Raw genomic sequence first — 18,977 nt, 5'->3', positions numbered from 1 at the left:
AGTTGGTAATGGAAAATACACAGCCGTTGTTCAGCAATCACACTATTCCGACTCGTTTTGCCGACTTTTATCAGCGGCACGCGGGGGAAAGTATTCTGGTGTGCGGCTGCGGCAGTTCGCTCAACCAGCTGCATGAGGCTGAACATTACACCACCATCGGCGTCAACGATATCGGGCGCAAATTTCACCCTGATTATCTGGTGGTACTCAACGGCCGCCATCAGTTTACTGAGGAACGTTTTACCCACATCGCCAGTTCGCAGGCACAGGCGATTTTCACCCACCTGCAACTCGGCATCAGTCATCCTAATATAGTGCGCTTTCTGCTGGGCCAGCGCGGTGGAGTCGAGGTCAGCGATACTCACTCGCTGCCGTATACGCGCAACTCAACCTATGTGGCGGCATGTCTGGCGATTTTTATGGGGGCAAAGCGCATCGGTTTGATCGGCGTCGATTTCACCGAGCATCACTTTTTTGCGCAAAGCGGGCGGCATTCACTCAGCGGTGAGCTATCACATATTCGCCAGGAGTACGCCCGGCTGGCGGAAGCCAGTTCCCGCCACGGTGTTGAAATCGTCAATCTCAGCGCGACAAGCGCGGTGGATACTCTGCCTTATCAGCCGTTGGCGGAGTTTGCCCGCCAGGCTAAAAGCACCAAATCGCTGAATATCGTCTCCTATGCAACTACGCCGGTGGTCGGGGTGCCAAAGTTGTTAAGCGAGTGCATCGAGCATTGTACACCGCACCGCTGCCGCACCGTTTGGGCCACCCATCAATACGGCAACGGGGTGCAATTTGAACGCGAGGTGGAATGGCAACAACAGCCCGATATAGCCAGATCGCTGCTGGAGGCTGCCGATCTGGTCATCGTGCATAACGGCTATACCGCCCCACAGCACAACGCGATTTTCAAAGACAAACCGGTGATCACCCTCGCCCACAACTACATGCGGAACGTGAATCAGCAGTTTGTTAACCGCGGCATGCCCGGCATGGTTGTTGCGCAGTATCAGGCATCGCTACCGGAATTTGCGCAATGGCGCGCAGTGCCTAATCCGGTTCCGCTGTGGAATCCGCTGTTCGACAGCGCGGAAAAAGAGACGCCGATCGCCATTGCCTACACGCCCAGCGTCAGACACGACGAATACCCTGCCGGCCACCGCCTGTACTGGCATTCGAAGGGCTATCACAGCACGATGGCGATACTAAAACGGCTGGCGCGGCACTACCCGTTACAACTGCTGACCATCCAGTCCGGTCAGGTCAGCTTCAGTCAGTCGATGGCGATGAAACGCCGCGCACATATCGTGATTGACGAATGCGTGACCGGCAGCTATCACCGCAACAGCCTGGAAGGGCTGGCGGCCGGGGCGGTAGTGATCAACGGATTGGGATTAAAAAGCGACATCAGCGCGGTGTTACAGCAGTGTACCGGCAACGCATCCTCGCCGTTTGTCTGTGCCAGCCTCGACACGTTGGAAGCGGTGCTGACGGAACTGATTAAACTCGGCCCGCAGCGCCTGAGTGAACTTGGGGCGCGCAACCGCACCTGGCTCCAGCAGCACTGGGATTTTTCCGCACAGTGGCGACAGTTCTGGCTGCCAGCGCTACAGCAAGCTCTCGGGAAGGATCGCCCGGCAATGCAAACCGTACGCCGGCAGCAGCCGAATAGCGCCCCCTCAGTCACCCTCACCGCACCGCTAGCGCGATTAATAACCCAGCCTAATCTCAGTACCGGAGTCAGCGTTATCATTCCTTTTGCCGGTAAATCACGGCTGATGCAGCTACAAGCCGTCCTGAAGAGGCTGAAAAACCAGACCGACGTGCGCCGCGTGATTGTGGTGGAGCTGGACCAGCATCCCAACGCGCAGACCATTGCCTCACAGCTGGCCGACGATTATCTGTTCGCCCTGACCGAAAAACCGTTCAGCAAATCACGTGCGATGAATATTGCTCTGCCCTTTGTGCGAACGCAGCATCTGCTGTGGCTGGACAGCGATCTGCTATTACCACCGGATTTTGTCCGGCAGGCGCGGGAAGAGTGCGAAATGCGGCAGCTCGACTGTCTGATTACCTGGAATACGGTGTATTTCCTTACGCAGGAAGACAGTCAGCAGGTTCAGCTCGGGCAACGCGCACCTGATGATTGCCCGCCGGAACATCAACTCCGTAAAGGCGCACAAGGTGGAGCGGTACTGGTGCGTACTGATTTCGTCATGCAGCACGGCGGCATGCCGGAACAATTTCAGGGCTGGGGCGGCGAAGATAACGCGTGGTTCCACAAGGTCAGCGTGCTGGGCAAAATCGATTACACCGGAGACAGGCAGCGGGTGCTCTATCACCTTTACCACCCGATGTCATCCGGCTATTGCCGCCAGGGAGAACACATCGCCGCCAATCCCCATTACCGCGACAATGTTCAGTTGCTGCGGCGTATGCGGGCGGCGCGCCACCCCACAACATTTAACCAGCAATATCCAGCTCCCCGACAACACTCAGCCCCCTGGGATGGACAACAGGCAATCGTTTATCCGCCGTCACACAAGGCCCTGGCGCAACGGTTGCGGGACTTTTATGGCGATGCGCTGCGCTTTGTACAACAGCCTGAATCGCAAGCCATCGATCTTGGCCCGTTCAGCCTGCTGGCGGACGAACTAAGTCAGACCGTACTGGAAGTGATTAAGCATATCTGCGAAACCCGTGCCGGACAGATCGCCGCCACACCCGCGGTGAAACCGGAAAAAACGCTTCAACCCTGATCAAAGGAGCCACCCGATGAAAATACCCCACTTCTGCCGTCCCAGTCTGGCTGCCATTCTGCTCGCCAGTTCAGCTGGTAGTTATGCCGATGATTTTTCTCAGGCAGCGGCAAAAATTAATAAAATTAAACCTGATATTAGTTACGGCTCGTTTTGCTCCAGCACGCCCTCTGGTGAAGATAAAATGGCCTGCCAGTTAAAAAGTATTCCAACTATTGGGCTGTTAGTCTGTCAGAAAGCCGATTATAGCGAGGACAAAAGCTGCGAGGCGCTGATTACAGAAGAGATAACGAATCTGTCTAATGTTAAGAAGGCCGGGCTGGCAACCGTCGATTTTCGTACCGATATCCTGACGCCATTAAACTGCGCCAGAGAAAAATCGAAGGAATGTGCCGGCTATCTGGTGAGTTGGGTCAACCAAAGTGAATTCGTCAATATTGACGATGAGATCAACGCGGGTCATATCCCGGAACTGGCCAGCAGCATTCGTAGCTTTAGTACCTCCTCAGCCAGCCTGGCGAAAACGCGCGCCGACCTGAAGAAGATCGCTGATTTCATGACGCCTGACGCCGGTAAATTCAGCCGGATTTGCGACTTACAGGGATTCTACCTTCGCGGCGGCGGATTTCTGATTAACGATGTGCCCGATCTGAAGATTAAAGAAACCACCGCTCCTGGATGCTGGGACGACATGCCCAGTTGGCGACAGGCGTTGGACGGTATCAATCAGTTGGTTGGGCTGCTGAAATAAACCGGTAGAGGCCCGAAATTACCAATGGATAGGTGCGCTCGTCATCATCGAGCGCGTCACGGTCAAAGGTTGGCTTGAAAAGCCTTCACCGATTCGAACGCTAGTGACATAGAGTTAAGATTCATGCAGGCGAGGCAACTTTAGCGACACCGATACGGTCGGCGTGGGCCATAGCCTGCTGACGGAACTCTGTCGTGTATTTATTACGGATGTTTGCTTCACGGATTTTGCTTGTGTCATGGTTCACCTGTTAACGATTTTATTCGCTTAGCAGCATGTCCACTATTTAGTGATCATTACCTCTTAAACAATAAAACCTGTCTGGATCTGCAGAATTAATTCTGGTAAAATAGCTATTGATTACAATGAACTAACGTCAACGTCGTACTGGGGGCTAAACTGTATATATATACCATTATTATATTAACAGTCATGTTTTATATTGTTTTTATAATATATAAAAAAAACAAACAGAAGAGGGAAAGAAACAGACTCGTTGAGCCGTTGGTCCTGTTTTTTGAAAAAAGGCACAGAGAACTTGATGTCGGGGAACTTAACTTAGCGGAAAAGGTTCAATTCAGTGTGATTAAAAACGTCATCAAATGTTTGGACCAGAATGAAAAAGAAGAATTCCGTAAGCATTTAAAGTCATACAGGGAAATTAAAGAGCGTCTAATCGATAAAAAATATTACGAAAATGAAAAGACGTTATTACTTAAACGAGCAAAAAAGCATATTGAAGACATATTATCCGCTATACATATTCAGCCATAAATATGTATAGCGGATAATAAAAACAATGCCTGATTTATATTTTATTTATTACATTAGTTAATATCTTGTTTGTACCGTCACAGTACCCGCGTAGCGCACTGAATATCCCTGTGTGGATTTGAGGGCGCAAATACCGCCCCCGGTATTGAGCGGGATAATCTTATTCGCTAATAACGTTACAGGGACGTAATCAATATATCCTTGATTTACTGCAAGCCAACCATTTGGCAGTACGTTATCACCATGCAGGCGTAGCCGGGCACCGGGGCCATTCACCATAACGTCAACAGTAGATACTCCCGCTCCATATCCGCCAGCACCAGGGGTAATATTAATATCGATAGGGGTATTGCTGGTTAACCTCCCGCGGGGAATCCTTATCGTGCCACCCGCAATATCAGGGTACGCGGGTCAGCCTCGCCTCGAATTTGAGTAATTACGGAATTGGCGGCCGCACCTGCATCTACAGGATATTCAGAGAAATCATAAATACCGTAGGTCACCGCCGCTCGCGCTTCTTTAGTCATCTCATGCATATCGTTTTCGGCTTTAAATGGCCCGATCGCCTTACCAACAGAATTCGCCGTATATTCTATTTCCGGATCATAGCCAACTAACGCGGCGCCCTCGTTTGAACCAAGGTTTGCACGAAGGCTGGCATCACAACACCTTTCCATGCTCCATTTCCAACCCCCCCGGTTGATTCGGGTGTCGAACCGGGGGGGACGATTTTGGGCAACGATCCGTCCCATCGGTAATACTCCCCATCGCCTTCGCTGAAGAGAACTTCGTTAGGATTGCGGAGGGGATTACCCAGCGCAAAAGACTTCTTCGTGAACGAATTCTGGACAGTATTGCCCTGTTCAGAGGCTATCCAGTGGTGATAAGAACAAATCAAAGGCCTGAGTTTACCTGTCGGGCACTGGCCCCGTGGGCCTTTTAATACAAACTCGTGCGTCCCATAGCTAGTTTTGCAAATGGTTATACATCACAGAACAGAAAAATCCATTCAGCCACCATATCTGATGAGCGTGAAAAAGTGTACTCTTTTGAGTATTGCATCTGAGCCGAATACTCAATTGATCAATGATGCCTCTCATTATGTATGGATAATCTGTATGTCAAAAGAGAATAAAAATCCGAAACTACGAAACTACGATCCACGCTACATATACTCTCTTGTCGTCAAACGTTACTTCTCCGAGATGAAGACAAAGATCGAAATCGCTGAGGAACTCGGTGTATCGCGCTTCAAAATAGCACGTCTTATTGATGAAGCTATCGAGCAGGAGTACGTAAAATTTATCTTTCCAAAACAACAGGCTCTGGATGAAGAAATTGCTCAAAATCTCTGCAAGAAGTACGGCTTACAGGATGCTGTTGTGCTATCTGTTTCCGAATCATGGTCTTCTCAGGAACAATTAAACGTCAAGTTGGGTGGCATTACTGCTACCTATTTGAGTGAGACTCTCAAAGAAAACATGAAGCTTGGCATCGCATGGGGACGAGTTCTCTCTAGTGCTGTAAGCCAACTGACCACGTTACCTGTTTTGGATGTTGTTCAGCTTTCAGGTGTTCATCCGGGAATTGAGTTTAGCCAGGGGCCAATAGACTTAATACATAAAATTGCCGCCATTTCTCAAGGCAGAGCGCACCCTATGTATGTCCCAATGTGGGTTGATGATGAGGGCCTGGCTAAAAAACTTTCTGATGATCAGGCTGTGTTGGACACGCAGAAATTTTATTCCAGTATGGATGTCGTCATCACCGGCATTGGCGCGTGGAAAACCGGCTCTTCCAGTTTGTGCGATATCGTCCCTGAGGCATGGCGCAACGCTTTGATGAGTAAGGATATCACTGCCGATGTGTGCGTTACTCTTGTGAACAGCAAAGGTGAGATACTGGATAGCCCATTGAACCGCCTTGGATTCGGCATCACAACGGATCAACTGAGGGCAACGAAGAAACTCATTGGTGTCGCAGGAGGGGATGAAAAATATGAGGGGATTGTTGCATCACTCAAATCCGGGCTTCTGAATGTACTCATTACTGATTTTGATACGGCCATTAAACTTCTGGATTAATGGCCGAAGTTACTTCACGCCGTTCCGGTATTACTCAATATCGGCATGGTGTTCTTTCGTTGTCTGTCCCGTTTCATTAAGGTTTACCGCGCTGATTACCAATGAAATTGCTGATAAAGAAGGTGTTTCTGAGGTATCGAAACATACTACAGTTATAACCTGCTGATTTTAAATCTTTAAATATCTAATAACGGTGCATAATTTGCGCCGTTAACCCCTGCAACTGAAACTGTCTAAACACTATTGCTCATAAGAGCGAATTCGATTTTTCCTTTCCTCAGTTACTCAAAATGTCATTTTTTATAAAAAACCTATAAATCAATAAATTATAAAACTCCCCAATGATTGCTGACTGCCACTTTTGCTCTTATGAGCGAAATTTATATTGCGCGTATGTGATTTTATGTGATCGAGATATAATTTTTGAAAGCTCTCCATTTCAGCACATCGATGATGTGCTATAACTGCTCATGTGATTAATTAATTGCTCACATGAGCAATAGGCGCATTGAGGAGAAATCTGTGGGTGCAATTTCAATCAATGTCGCGGATGGTGCGGCATTTAAAAATTACGATGAAGTGCTAGAACATATTTACGAGAAACATGTTGCAGATGGGATTGTTAAAGATACCTACCTGAAGGCGCTTCGTGAACGAGAAGCGGATTACCCAACCGGGATCTTACTTGATGGTTACGCTGTGGCCATTCCACACTGTGACAGCCAGCATGCAATCAGCCCGGCAATTTACATTATCCGTTTGCCGGAAGGCATCGAAGTTAATCAGGCTGATGGGGATGAAAAATTGTGGGTTCGACTTGTTGTCAATCTGGTAGTTACCCATCCCTCTGATCAATTGCAGTTACTGAAGGCCCTGTTTAACCACCTCCAGATGGCAGATTTTTACCACCAAATGCTGGAGCTTCCCGCAGAAGAAGCTAAGGCACTGTTCGTTAACACGATAATTAAATAACCATTACCCGGAGTCTTATCATGATTACTATCCTCGTAGCCTGCGGAAGCGGTGTAGCAACATCCACTTTGGCCGCTGATGAAGTGAAATCGGTTTGTGCTGAATACGGTATTACCAACTTTAAGATCAATAAATGCAGCATGCCAGAATTAGTTTCCGAAATGCAAAGTGCTGATGTGGTGTTAACCACCAATAACTATAAAGGTGATATTGGAAAACCCCATATGAGCGTAGCCGGATTTATTACCGGGATTAATGAAGCTGCGCTTCGCGAGAAATTAGGCGAATTGTTAACTGAAATAGCTAAGAGCTAAAGTCTAAAAAGACGGGGGATGGTTAAATGGAAATGTTAAAAAGCATCATGTTTACAATTACAAGCATGGGCGCAACCGCTATATTACCGCTTGTTATTTTCCTTTTAGGCTTGCTTTTCCGCATGAAAGTAGGTGCTGCCATTAAGTCGGGCATCACCGTAGGTATTGGTTTTATTGGTTTAGGTCTGGTTGTTGGCCTGTTGAATGCTTCTCTTCAGCCAGCAATCGCGTATTACTCCAATATCGGCAGCGGATTTACCGTTGCCGATATTGGATGGCCGGCAGTAGGTGCCGCAGCGTGGGTGGCGCCATTTGCAGCGTTGGTTATCCCAATCGGTATTATTCTAAACCTGATTCTGGTTCGTTTGAAGCTGACCAAAACGCTGAATGTGGATATCTGGAACTACATGCACTTCTTAGTTCCTGGCGCACTTGCGTACTTTGTCTTCGATAGTTTCTTCCTGGGGCTGGGGGTCGCCGTGGTTTTGAGCGTTGCGGCACTGTTTATCGGTGATTTGATTGCTCCAAGATGGCAGAAATATTACGGTCTGGAGGGAACAACTTGTACAACGATGATCCACATCGGCTGGACACTGCCATTCGCATGGCTGGTCAATAAGATCATCGATTTCATCCCAGGCTTAAATAAGTTGGATGTCGATCTGGAGAGTGTTCAGAAACGACTGGGGGTATTTGGTGAACCAGCAATTATCGGTGTCATTGTAGGCTGCCTCCTCGGTGTTTTAACCAAACAAGCCATCACCACAATCGTACCAATGGCGATGGGCGTTGCCGGTGTAATGGTACTGCTGCCAAAAGTGGTTGGTGTTCTCATGGAAGGGCTTAACCCGATTGGTAAGAGCGCCAAAGAAATTATGCAAAAGCAGATGGGTAAAGATGCTGAACTGAATATCGGGATGGACTGTGCACTGGCACTTGGCGACCCGGCAACAGTGACCGTGACCGTCATTACCATCCCACTAACAATGCTTTGCGCTCTGGTTTTACCAGGCATTCAGATCTTCCCGATCGGCGTACTGATGTCAATTATTTACATGACGACCATGACGGTCATGGTAAGTAACGGAAACGTGATCCGCTCCATTATCTCAACCTTGCTGTTCTGTGTGGTTGTTATGTACCTGGGTGGGTATGTAGCGCCTGGAGCAACTCAATTCCTGAACGGTGCTGGCGTCGGCCTGAGCGGTCAGGGGACGGACTTCGTATTAACCGGCCCATGGGAAATTCTGACCTACTGGTTGAGTACAGTGACTCACTAATTAATGGAGTTGACTAAAATGGCACAAATTCTACCATCAATTTTTGGTGCAAATATCTTACGTTTACAGGAAGAAATTCTGTTTCTGGAAGCAGAGAAAACGGAAATTTTGCATGTCGACTTAATGGACGGTACCTACGTAAGCAATATTGCTTTCGGACCGAACCAGATTGCGGCAATGAAAAAAGCAAGTTCAATGACGTTTGATGTACATATGATGCTGGCAAATCCGGAACGGCATATTGATGATATCATCAAAACCGGTGCTGAAATGATTTCGGTACACTACGAATCTACGCCGCATGTGCATTATATTATTCAGAAAATTAAGCAAGCAGGCCGTAAAGCTGGCGTTGTTCTCAACCCGGGCACGCCAGAAAATATAATTGAATATCTCCTTGATGATATTGATTACATTTTAATTATGACTATTAACCCCGGTCAACCTGGACAGACATTTATCGAAAAGAGTCTGGAGAAAATCAAGAATACAAAAAAAATGATTGCCGGGCGCAATATTCAGATTGAAGTTGATGGCGGGATAAATCCTGAAATTGCTAAAAAGGTAAAAGACGCCGGTGCTGATTTGATTATTGTGGGGGGCGCATTATTCAATGACAATCCAAAGGAAAGTTACCAGGCGTTAAGAACTGCAATTCAATAATTATTCAGTATATAAATTCCTGAACGCCTGCCGAGCTGTTTTGAGAATAATTTAAATTACCAACTTGGGGAGTTAATCCTCCCCTTTGTTATGAGACTTTGAGGAGTAAACGGAAATGAGTAGTTTTGAAGGTAAAGTCGCGTTAGTAACAGGCGGAGCACACGGAATTGGTAAAGGTATTGCTAAGCAATTTGCTGAGCGCGGTGCACATACCGTTATCGTCGATTATAACGAAGAGAATGGTAAGAAAACCTCAGAAGAACTTACATTCGGTAATGTAAAGTCCTTATTCGTTAAAACAGATGTATCCGATCCTAAAGCATTAGAATCCGTTCGTGAGAAAGTTTTTGAAACTTTTGGTCGCATTGACATTCTGGTATTAAACGCGGGAGTGGCTTTTGCTAATAAAGTTAACGATATTACGTTCGAAGAATGGAATAAAACTATCGCAATTAACCTTACTGGTTTATTCAATACGGTGAAAGCGTTCTATAACGACTTCACCACTAACCGTGGTTCTATTGTTTATATCTCTTCCGGTTCAGCGCTTTCAGGCACTGGCGGTGGTGTAAGTTACCCGGCCAGTAAGGCTGGAGGCGAGGGGTTGATTCGTGGCCTGGCAAAAGAGCTGGGACCTAAAGGTGTCAACGTTAACGCCATCGCTCCACGTCTGATTGATACAGGCGAAATGATGCGCGTCAATTATCCAACCCAAGCCGATCTGGATGCCGTCCTGGAGAAAATCCCGGTACGCCGTCTTGGCACCATTGACGATGTGGCGAATCTGGCGATCTTTTTAGCTGATAAGGACAACGCCTACATTCAGGGTCAAACAATTCTGATGGATGGCGGCCGCACCATCGCTTAAGAGGGAGATAATCAAATGAGCGTTCAACAAAATACATTCGATATTCTAAGCGAATTACAGCAAAACGCCCTGAAGATTGACGATGCTCAGGCAGAGCAGTTCGTTGATCAAATCAAGAATGCCAAACATATTTTTCTGCAGGGCGCTGGGCGTAGTGGTATTGCGATCCGCGGTTTTGCGAATCGCTTGTTACATCTGGGATTCTCAGTGAGCATTGTTGGCGAAATTTCTTCTCCTCATACTAAGCCGGGTGATCTGGTCATTATTGGTTCCGGCAGCGGAGAAACTGGCAGTTTGGTCAGTTTGGCACAAAAATCAGTGGCCTGCGGCGTAGATGTGGCACTCGTGACCATGAAAGCAGAGTCCACGATCGGCAAGCTGGCAAAAAGTGTACTTGTTTTACCGGGCACGGTTAAAGAAGACAATGACCGGCAGGAAAATACCTTTTCCCAGCCTATGGGTTCTGCTTTTGAGCAACTGTGTTTTATCACCTATGACGCGATTGTGCTCGAGTTGATGGCCCTGCTTGGCGAAACCAGCGACGGCATGTTTAAAAGACACGCTAACCTTGAGTAACCACGAGGAAACGTTCCGTATGGGACGTTTCCTTTTCCGTATTTTTGTAGTTGGTTCCCATTCAGCATGAAAAAAGACTTTTCTTCCAACAGCATCAGCCATCTTGTAGGGTTTCTCTTTGGGCTTGGCAGTCTCTACCTGTCTGGCATTGAGCTTCATCTGGGGGCATCTCCTTTAGACCGAACACGATATGCCCCCACCGATGCCCCCAACTCACCGTAGATTTCTGTGAACGTGAGTAGACGAGCAGAGACAATAAGGGCCGTGAAACCGCGTATTATAAGGGTTTAAAGGGTATTTGAGTAGACTTAGGGAGACGTTAAAATAGGTAGGATGGTGCCGATAATAGGAGTCGAACCTACGACCTTCGCATTACGAATGCGCTGCTCTACCAACTGAGCTATATCGGCTTCGGGATCGTCTTGGCGAATGCATGACGATGAGCTACGGGGTGACAAACTATTGAAAATGAGACGGCAAGTCAAGCGATTGGCTATCGTCTGCTGGTTTTATAATCGCTGGATTGAAGATAGGGATTCTCTGATAATTTTCCACACTAATAACAGAGATCCCTATAACTTTGCGGATTAAAAAATAGGGTTATGGCCGCACCAGATCCTCGCCGTAGCCGATCCATTTATAGGTGGTTAACGCCTCTAATCCCATCGGGCCGCGCGCATGCAATTTCTGCGTGCTAACCGCCACTTCCGCGCCCAAACCAAACTGTCCGCCATCGGTAAAGCGGGTGCTGGCATTGACGTAAACCGCCGAGGAATCGACTTCGCGGACAAAGCGCTCCGCATTGCTCAGGAAACGCGTCAGAATAGCATCAGAATGCTGCGTACCATGCTGACGAATATGAGCGATGGCCTGATCCAGATCGTCCACTAACGTGACGTTCAGGTCATTAGAGAGCCATTCGTCATCGTAGTTAGCCTCTTCCACCGCAACAACGTTCGCTGGCCCTTCCGTCAGATACGGCATCGCCAATGTGCTGGCATGTAACGTCACGCCAGCCTGCGCCATTTTTTTGCTCAGTGCAGGCAAGAAGGCGGCGGCAATGCTTTTCTGAACCAGTAAGGTTTCCAGGCTGTTACAGGCGCTGGGACGCTGAACTTTGGCACTCTCGATTACCGTCAGCGCTTTGTCAAAATCTATGCTCTCGTCAGCATAGATATGACATACCCCGATGCCCCCGGTGATTACCGGGATCGTCGATTGCTCACGACACAATTTATGCAGGCCCGCGCCACCACGAGGAATGAGCATGTCCACATAGCGATCCAGTTTTAGCAGTTGATTGACCAGTTCGCGATCCGGGCTTTCAATCGCCTGAACGGCAGCAGTTGGCAATCCGCATTGGGTCAGCGCCTGTTGAATCACTTTCACCGTCGCCGCATTGGTGCGATATGTCTCTTTACCGCCGCGCAGAATGACCGCGTTACCCGTTTTCAGACACAGAGAAGCGACATCAATCGTGACGTTGGGACGCGCTTCATAAATCACGCCGACCACACCAAGCGGTACACGCCGACGCTCTAGTTTGAGGCCGTTATCCAGTATGCTGCCATCGATCACTCGCCCGACCGGATCGGTTAAACGGCATACCTGACGTACATCGTCGGCAATCGCCGCCAGACGTGCAGGCGTCAGCAGCAGACGATCCTGTAACGCATCGCTCATGCCATTCTGACGCGCATCGGCCAGATCCAGCTCGTTGGCAGTCAATATCGTCGCGCTTTCCGCTTCCAGCAAATCCGCGATCGTCTGCAACACTCGATCTTTCTCAGCCGTGCTCAGCACCGCTAACTGATAAGACGCCGCTTTTGCCGCTTTGCCCATCTGTTCAAGCATGGCTTGCTCCTTAATTGATAATCATATCGTCCCGATGAACCGCCACCGGGCCATATTCATAACCGAGAATATCGGCGATCTGCTGGGAGTGGTGTCCGGCAATCATGCGCAGCGCATCGCTGTTATAGCGGGTGACCGCATGAGCCACATCGCGCCCCAATAAACTGCGAATACGGATAACCTCACCGCGGGAGAAATTCCCTACCACTTCGCGAATGCCTTTAGGCAACAGGGAGCTGCCGCGTTCGAGAATAGCGGATAATGCGCCGTCATCCACGGTGACTTCACCTGCCGGCGGTGCGCCGAAGATCCAGCGTTTACGGCTTTCCAGCGGGGCTTCCAACGCACGGAAACGCGTGCCAACAGAAACATCGGCAATCACATCGCCAATCACGCCCGGCTTACTTCCCGAGGCAATCACCACATCAATGCCCGCACGGCAGGCCACATCCGCCGCCTGAAGTTTGGTCGACATTCCACCGGTGCCCAATCCTGATACGCTGTCGCCCGCAATGCTGCGCAGGGCGTCGTTAATCCCGGTCACTTCGCGGATCAGCTCCGCATCGGGATTTTTACGCGGATCGGCGGTAAACAACCCGGCCTGATCGGTCAGCAGCAGCAGCTTGTCCGCATCGGCGAGAATGGCGGCCAGCGCCGAAAGGTTATCATTATCGCCGACTTTGATTTCCGCAGTGGCAACCGCATCATTTTCATTGATTACCGGGACGATGTGGTTATCCAGCAGTGCCCGCATCGTGTCTCGTGCGTTCAGAAAGCGTTCGCGATCTTCCAGATCCGCACGGGTCAACAGCATCTGACCGATATGGATGCCATAAATGGAAAACAGCTGTTCCCATAGTTGGATCAGACGGCTTTGCCCCACGGCCGCGAGCAGTTGTTTAGTCGCAATGGTTGCGGGTAGTTCCGGGTAGCCCAGGTGCTCACGACCGGCGGCAATCGCCCCTGACGTGACAATCACAATCCGGTGCCCCGCCGCATGTTGCTGCGCACACTGACGAACCAGTTCAACAATATGGGCACGGTTAAGACGGCGAGAACCGCCAGTCAGCACGCTGGTGCCCAGTTTCACAACCAAAGTCTGGCTGCCGCTCATAATTTCTCTACCGTTAGAAGTCATAAAAAAGACAAATCAGAAAAACGTTGTAACAGGACAGACGCGTTATGCCAACAGGCTCAACGCGAAAACCTGTGAATAAATGGGGGATCAGATGGGAAGTATCACGGTCGTGTGATTAATGCACAGGCGGGTTCCAGCGATTGCAGCATTTTTTCCAGACGAACATGGAAGGCCTGTCTGGTGTTTTCAAGCTGAGCCATTACGTCCTTATCTTTGATTTTCTCTTCACGCCAGTTGCCGCTTTTATCATACAGACCAAAATGGTAGTCATAGGTAAAAGCATCTCCCTGATCTTCCAGCGTTAACCACCAGCCCCAGAATTCCCGTTTCTCAGGAGCAGGCTTTACGTTGACGCATACGGCCAGACAATCAAAGAAAAAATGTTGGTGTCCGCACTGTCCTTCACGCAAGTATGGCCCCAGCGATGAAAAGTTCTTCATGAGCCTGCTTTTCGGGTGTCCACTCGGTAACATCATCGGCAATCTCCTCAGGTTGAACACTCTTTTTAGCAGAGAATGGCAATTTATCAAAAATTTGGCGAAACAATGAGGCAACGGAATGACCTTACCCAAAGGCTTCCGGCACCACGAATATCAGCCGCTAACGTAATTGTTTCCCCAGCCAATCGCTAATTTGCTGCAGTGCCCGGTGGAAATTCTGATAGACCGGTGAAAAATTAATGGGCAACAGTTTCCCCTGCGCGGATGAATTGACGATCAGGCTAGCCTCTTCCTTCGGGCTCATCAGATCGTTATCCCAGTACCCGGCCAGCATCGGCGTAGGGCAGCGACGCCCCAGCAATCCTTGCGTTTTAAGGGAATAACGCCCCAGTTCAACTTTCAATGCCGCATCGGTAGAAAATGGCATACCCAGCCGGCTGGCCAGCACATCCATAAACATATCCGGCACCTGTTGCTGGCGCTGCGCGTCACACAGTAAGTGATGTACCATTGGCCCCAGACAGGCGACAGCGCGTAAACGCTGCGATTCGAGATAGGCCAGCCGTACCGCGATATTAGCCCCAAAGCGGAAACCAAACGCGCCGACACGGCAGTGATCAACCCACGGCACATCCGGCAACGCCCGTAGCACCTGTTGATGCAGGAAGCTCGAATCCTGATCCAGTTTCCAACGGGACGAGAAACCGACGGAGGGTACATCAATGGTCAACATCGCCATGCCGGCCGGCGCCAGATAATCCCGGAACAGGCGATGGTTGTCGCTTTGCAACATATCCAGACTGCCGCACATGAGAATAGTCGGGAAAGGAGCTTTGCCTTGCGGAGGCAAATGCAGGAAGCCGGTCAGCGACCCGCCACCTTGAATCGGAAACGTGAGTTCTTTTAGCTCATAAGGAAGGAATTTCGCGGCTTCTTCGTAAGCCCGGTTAGCCAGCGTCTGCGCCTGTTCGGCCAGTTCATCACCTTTTATATGAGGATAGGCAGCGATGCTGTAAAGGTTGGCGGCATTCAGCCAATACTGCCCGCTCTGCACGCTATCACCGCTGTCCATCGCGCGCTGCTGCCAGCCTGCGCCCTGTTTTGACCACTCGTAAATCCAGTTGCCGCTACGGTAGCCAATGACGGTATCGAGTAAATGTTCGCGACTCCTTTCCGCTTTACTCACCGCGATACGCGACAGCACCTCTTCAATGTCCCACGGATCAACACCGCGCCAGATCCACATCAACCGGTTGACCATGCGATACCAGTTGCGAGTCTTCTCGCCTTCCAGCGTGTAATGCACGCCCAACGCTTCCGGCGCATGGCGCGTCCGCCTTACCAGCGTGGATGTCTCCGCATGTTTAAAGGAGGGTTTGAATAGGGTTTCAGACAGATTAGCTTGCGCCAAAGCAACCTCCGTTAAGGTAAACCGCCGTTATCGGCCAACCAGACAATTACCGTATTTAACAAATCAGAGTGTAACGAACTCATGATGGTGAAGACAAACGGCAGAACGCAGAAACCCACGTTCAGATCAAAATGGTGAAAAAATAAAACGGCCCGTTATTCCTCGAGAGGCTAACTCAGCAGTTAACCGGCGGCCATAAACAACAATGCCCGGTCGAACCGGGCATTGGAATAGACGATAGATAGCGATTAACGGCCGGACAACGGCGGAACAAACACCACACCCATATCCCACGGCTGTTCAATCCAGGTGTCCTGCGGGATATCGACGATATAGTCGTCAACCAGCGGTTTGCCAGCCGGTTTGGCGAAAATGGTGACAAAACGCGCTTTCGGATACATATCGCGAATCGCTTTGGCCGTACCGCCGGTGTCAACCAGATCGTCGACAACGATAAAGCCTTCACCATCACCCTCTGCACGCTTGAGCACTTTCATTTCGCGCTGATTATCATGGTCATAGCTGGAGATGCAAACGGTATCAACGTGGCGGATACCCAGCTCACGAGCCAGCAAGGCGCCGGGAACCAACCCACCGCGGCTAACGGCAATGATGCCTTTCCATTGTTCGGCCGGCAGTAAACGCTGCGCCAGTTTGCGAGCCTGAATTTGCAACATATCCCAGGTTACGACGTACTTTTCGCTCATAAAATATATCCCAGCCGAATTGAAATTGGCTTAATTTGAGTCTGAGGGGGAAAAAGGTTGCGCGAGATTATAGATATCCAACGACATAAAAACCAGTATTTCTCAGCCTAACAACCGAGTTTCCACGCTATCTGCGCTGTCCAAATCAAAATTTTGTGTTAAGTCAGTACAAAATGACATTGGACGATCGCAGAGGAAAAATATATTAAACACCTAAAGCGGAAACCAGACGGAGCCGACCATGACAGCACTGTATACCCTGATTCAAGATCAACTCACGGTTATCGGAACCATTTTAGTCATTGTGCTGACCGTATTGCTTTGCCTTGAACTCAGCACCCATTTCCAATCACGGTGGAAAAAGCCAGAACCGCTGGAGGGGAAAATCGTACACCGATATTATCAGCCGGCGCAAAAAACGCTGACGCTGGTCGATAATTTTTACGGTTATGTCCCCGTTCCGACGCTGGAAAACGAACGGTTTATTCTGGATGTCGAAGCCAACGGCCAACGCTACCAGGTTGAAACATCGGAAACCGAGTATCGCGCCTTATCCATTGGCGATCGCATCACCATCTACCCTCACCCGGATGATATTATTTAGATCGTGAGTTTTTCAGGCATATTTTTTTCCTATCAAATCGCCCATATCAGCGCCAGTTAATCTGGCGCGCTGTTTTTTGTTTTTCACGCCAATTTTCCCCGCTCCCGGGAGAAAGTGATATTCTGTTCCAACACACCATATCGAATGGCTGACCGTGATTAACTTTCCACCTGTCGCGCCAAAAACGTCGGACGCAAAGACAGGCCTGCTGAAAAGGAGACGTAAATAGTGTCTGAATTGTCTCAACTCGCCCCGCAACCGCTGTGGGACATTTTTGCCAAGATCTGTTCTATTCCCCATCCGTCTTACCATGAAGAAGCGCTGGCGGCGCACATCCTTGAATGGGCGAAAGAAAAAGGCATTCATGCCGAACGCGATCGGGTAGGCAATATCCTGTTACGCAAAGCGGCCACCTCCGGCATGGAAAACCGCAAACCGGTTGTGCTACAGGCCCATCTGGATATGGTGCCTCAGAAGAACAACGACACCGTGCATGATTTCACCAAAGACCCTATCCGGCCATATATCGATGGCGAATGGATAAAAGCCCGTGGTACGACACTGGGCGCCGACAACGGTATCGGTATGGCGTCGGCGCTGGCGGTTCTGACGGATAACAGCGTCAAACACGGCCCACTGGAAGTCCTGCTGACCATGACCGAAGAGTCCGGTATGGATGGCGCTTTTGGTCTGCAACCAAACTGGCTACAGGGTGAAATCCTGATCAACACCGATTCGGAAGAAGAAGGCGAAGTCTACATGGGCTGTGCCGGTGGCATTGACTTCATTACCCGTTTACCACTCGTGCGTGAAGCCCTGCCAGCCGGTTATCAGACGCTGCAACTGACCATCAAGGGTCTGAAAGGCGGTCACTCCGGCTGTGATATTCATCTTGGACTGGGCAACGCCAACAAGCTGCTGGCCCGTTTCCTGTTTGAACAGGCAGATAAACTGGACCTGCGTATTCTTGACATGAACGGCGGTACGCTGCGTAACGCGATTCCCCGGGAATCCTTTGCCACGCTGGCATTGCCCGCGGCCAATGTCGATCAACTGAAGGCATTGAGCCAGGAATACCTGTCCACGCTGAAAAATGAGCTGTCCGCCGTCGAGAAAAACCTGAACGTACTGGTAGAAACCTGCGAAACGCAATCACAGGCGTTGACCAAAGACAGTCGCGATCGTCTGCTGGCATTGCTGAACGCAATGCCAAACGGAGTGATCCGCATGAGCGATGCGGTAAAAGGCGTGGTGGAAACGTCATTGAACGCAGGCGTCGTCACCATGAACGAGCAGGAAGTGGAAATTATCTGCCTGATTCGTTCACTGATCGACAGCGGTAAAGACTATGTTGTCGGCATGCTCAGCGCGCTGGGACAGCTGGCGGGCGCACATACCTCGCCAAAAGGCGGCTACCCGGGCTGGCAGCCGGATGCAAGTTCACAGGTTATGCAGTTGGTGCGCGAAACCTACCAGAAGCTATTCAACAAGACGCCGAATATCATGGTGATCCATGCCGGGCTGGAATGTGGTCTGTTCAAGAAACCGTATCCGGATATGGATATGGTTTCTATCGGGCCAACCATTACCGGCCCGCATTCGCCGGATGAGCAAGTCCATATCGCCAGCGTGGGCCAATACTGGCAACTGCTTACCGCATTGTTGAAAGCGATCCCTGAACGCACCTAATCGCGTGCTGGTAAGAAAAACAGAGGCGGCTGGCAAAAGCCGCCTTTTTTATGGCGGATTGTTTGTTTATGGCGGATTGTCTGTCCTGCTCAT

The 18,977-nt window shown here is 49.8% G+C and carries 19 protein-coding genes, 1 tRNA gene and 1 pseudogene; 12 read left to right on the top strand and 9 right to left on the bottom strand.

All coding sequences use genetic code 11. From position 1 onward, the window contains the following. Nucleotides 1-8: 8 nt before the first annotated feature. The 3 genes from DDT52_RS17155 (at nucleotide 9) to DDT52_RS17145 (ending at nucleotide 4,284) form a co-directional block, all read left to right on the top strand. Complete coding sequence (locus tag DDT52_RS17155) at nucleotides 9-2,759, top strand: glycosyltransferase (RefSeq protein ID WP_136157436.1); 2,751 nt, start codon at nucleotides 9-11, stop codon at nucleotides 2,757-2,759. A gap of 16 nt (nucleotides 2,760-2,775) precedes the next feature. Next, nucleotides 2,776-3,510 carry a hypothetical protein gene (locus DDT52_RS17150; protein ID WP_136157435.1) on the top strand — a complete coding sequence of 245 codons (735 nt, stop codon included), beginning with the start codon at nucleotides 2,776-2,778 and terminating at the stop codon, nucleotides 3,508-3,510. Between the two features lie 432 nt (nucleotides 3,511-3,942). After that, nucleotides 3,943-4,284 carry a hypothetical protein gene (locus tag DDT52_RS17145; protein WP_136157434.1) on the top strand — a complete coding sequence of 114 codons (342 nt, stop codon included), beginning with the start codon at nucleotides 3,943-3,945 and terminating at the stop codon, nucleotides 4,282-4,284. 377 nt (nucleotides 4,285-4,661) lie between these two features. Here DDT52_RS17145 and DDT52_RS21050 read toward each other — a convergent pair whose 3' ends face one another. Together DDT52_RS21050 and DDT52_RS21045 are read right to left on the bottom strand one after the other, a co-directional pair. Then, the gene (locus DDT52_RS21050) at nucleotides 4,662-4,961 is read right to left on the bottom strand and encodes a hypothetical protein (protein ID WP_210732734.1); all 300 of its coding nucleotides are present in this window, start codon (nucleotides 4,959-4,961) and stop codon (nucleotides 4,662-4,664) included. Continuing rightward, nucleotides 4,898-5,101 (bottom strand): tail fiber/spike domain-containing protein, encoded by a 204-nt coding sequence (locus tag DDT52_RS21045; protein ID WP_247595579.1) that lies wholly within the window; start codon nucleotides 5,099-5,101, stop codon nucleotides 4,898-4,900. The genes DDT52_RS21050 and DDT52_RS21045 overlap by 64 nt, the downstream gene beginning before the upstream one ends. A gap of 301 nt (nucleotides 5,102-5,402) precedes the next feature. Between DDT52_RS21045 and DDT52_RS17130 the strand changes: the two genes are divergently transcribed. The 7 genes from DDT52_RS17130 (at nucleotide 5,403) to hxlB (ending at nucleotide 11,041) form a co-directional block, all read left to right on the top strand. Further along, the gene (locus DDT52_RS17130) at nucleotides 5,403-6,368 is read left to right on the top strand and encodes a sugar-binding transcriptional regulator (protein WP_136157432.1); all 966 of its coding nucleotides are present in this window, start codon (nucleotides 5,403-5,405) and stop codon (nucleotides 6,366-6,368) included. A 492-nt stretch (nucleotides 6,369-6,860) separates the two neighbouring features. Further along, nucleotides 6,861-7,340: a PTS galactitol transporter subunit IIA gene (gene gatA, locus DDT52_RS17120; RefSeq protein ID WP_425591562.1), complete on the top strand. Its 480-nt coding sequence runs from the start codon at nucleotides 6,861-6,863 to the stop codon at nucleotides 7,338-7,340. 20 nt (nucleotides 7,341-7,360) lie between these two features. Further along, nucleotides 7,361-7,654 carry a PTS sugar transporter subunit IIB gene (locus tag DDT52_RS17115; protein ID WP_136157430.1) on the top strand — a complete coding sequence of 98 codons (294 nt, stop codon included), beginning with the start codon at nucleotides 7,361-7,363 and terminating at the stop codon, nucleotides 7,652-7,654. Between the two features lie 26 nt (nucleotides 7,655-7,680). After that, on the top strand, nucleotides 7,681-8,934 hold the full coding sequence (locus DDT52_RS17110; protein WP_136157429.1) for a PTS transporter subunit IIC: 1,254 nt from the start codon (nucleotides 7,681-7,683) through the stop codon (nucleotides 8,932-8,934). Between the two features lie 18 nt (nucleotides 8,935-8,952). Continuing rightward, nucleotides 8,953-9,597, top strand: a complete 645-nt coding sequence (rpe, locus tag DDT52_RS17105; RefSeq protein WP_136157428.1) for a ribulose-phosphate 3-epimerase — start codon at nucleotides 8,953-8,955, stop codon at nucleotides 9,595-9,597. A gap of 115 nt (nucleotides 9,598-9,712) precedes the next feature. Next, nucleotides 9,713-10,465, top strand: a complete 753-nt coding sequence (locus DDT52_RS17100; RefSeq protein ID WP_136157427.1) for an SDR family NAD(P)-dependent oxidoreductase — start codon at nucleotides 9,713-9,715, stop codon at nucleotides 10,463-10,465. Between the two features lie 15 nt (nucleotides 10,466-10,480). Continuing rightward, nucleotides 10,481-11,041 carry a 6-phospho-3-hexuloisomerase gene (gene hxlB / locus DDT52_RS17095; RefSeq protein ID WP_136157426.1) on the top strand — a complete coding sequence of 187 codons (561 nt, stop codon included), beginning with the start codon at nucleotides 10,481-10,483 and terminating at the stop codon, nucleotides 11,039-11,041. 84 nt (nucleotides 11,042-11,125) lie between these two features. On the opposite strand, the pseudogene DDT52_RS21285 reads toward hxlB, so the two are convergent. From DDT52_RS21285 to gpt, 7 genes and pseudogenes are all read right to left on the bottom strand, one after another. After that, nucleotides 11,126-11,200, bottom strand: a pseudogene (locus DDT52_RS21285) (Arm DNA-binding domain-containing protein); the annotation flags it as partial. 175 nt (nucleotides 11,201-11,375) lie between these two features. Next, nucleotides 11,376-11,451 (bottom strand) — tRNA-Thr (locus DDT52_RS17085). 190 nt (nucleotides 11,452-11,641) lie between these two features. Continuing rightward, nucleotides 11,642-12,895 carry a glutamate-5-semialdehyde dehydrogenase gene (gene proA, locus DDT52_RS17080; RefSeq protein ID WP_136157425.1) on the bottom strand — a complete coding sequence of 418 codons (1,254 nt, stop codon included), beginning with the start codon at nucleotides 12,893-12,895 and terminating at the stop codon, nucleotides 11,642-11,644. A 10-nt stretch (nucleotides 12,896-12,905) separates the two neighbouring features. Next, nucleotides 12,906-14,009, bottom strand: coding sequence for a glutamate 5-kinase (gene proB, locus DDT52_RS17075; protein ID WP_136157424.1), 1,104 nt, complete (start codon nucleotides 14,007-14,009; stop codon nucleotides 12,906-12,908). 125 nt (nucleotides 14,010-14,134) lie between these two features. Then, nucleotides 14,135-14,509, bottom strand: coding sequence for a sigma factor-binding protein Crl (gene crl / locus DDT52_RS17070; RefSeq protein WP_136157423.1), 375 nt, complete (start codon nucleotides 14,507-14,509; stop codon nucleotides 14,135-14,137). A gap of 124 nt (nucleotides 14,510-14,633) precedes the next feature. Beyond that, nucleotides 14,634-15,884 (bottom strand): esterase FrsA, encoded by a 1,251-nt coding sequence (frsA, locus tag DDT52_RS17065; protein ID WP_136157422.1) that lies wholly within the window; start codon nucleotides 15,882-15,884, stop codon nucleotides 14,634-14,636. A 248-nt stretch (nucleotides 15,885-16,132) separates the two neighbouring features. After that, nucleotides 16,133-16,591, bottom strand: a complete 459-nt coding sequence (gpt, locus tag DDT52_RS17060; protein WP_109055738.1) for a xanthine phosphoribosyltransferase — start codon at nucleotides 16,589-16,591, stop codon at nucleotides 16,133-16,135. 241 nt (nucleotides 16,592-16,832) lie between these two features. Here gpt and DDT52_RS17055 point away from each other — a divergent pair, with 241 nt between their 5' ends. Together DDT52_RS17055 and pepD are read left to right on the top strand one after the other, a co-directional pair. Continuing rightward, nucleotides 16,833-17,195: a hypothetical protein gene (locus DDT52_RS17055; RefSeq protein ID WP_136157421.1), complete on the top strand. Its 363-nt coding sequence runs from the start codon at nucleotides 16,833-16,835 to the stop codon at nucleotides 17,193-17,195. 228 nt (nucleotides 17,196-17,423) lie between these two features. Next, nucleotides 17,424-18,884: a beta-Ala-His dipeptidase gene (pepD, locus tag DDT52_RS17050; RefSeq protein WP_136157420.1), complete on the top strand. Its 1,461-nt coding sequence runs from the start codon at nucleotides 17,424-17,426 to the stop codon at nucleotides 18,882-18,884. The last annotated feature ends 93 nt before the right edge of the window (nucleotides 18,885-18,977 follow it).

It is taken from the genome of Brenneria roseae subsp. roseae (assembly GCF_003115845.1).
GTDB lineage: Bacteria > Pseudomonadota > Gammaproteobacteria > Enterobacterales > Enterobacteriaceae > Brenneria > Brenneria roseae.
This window is presented reverse-complemented; position numbering and strand designations above follow the sequence as displayed.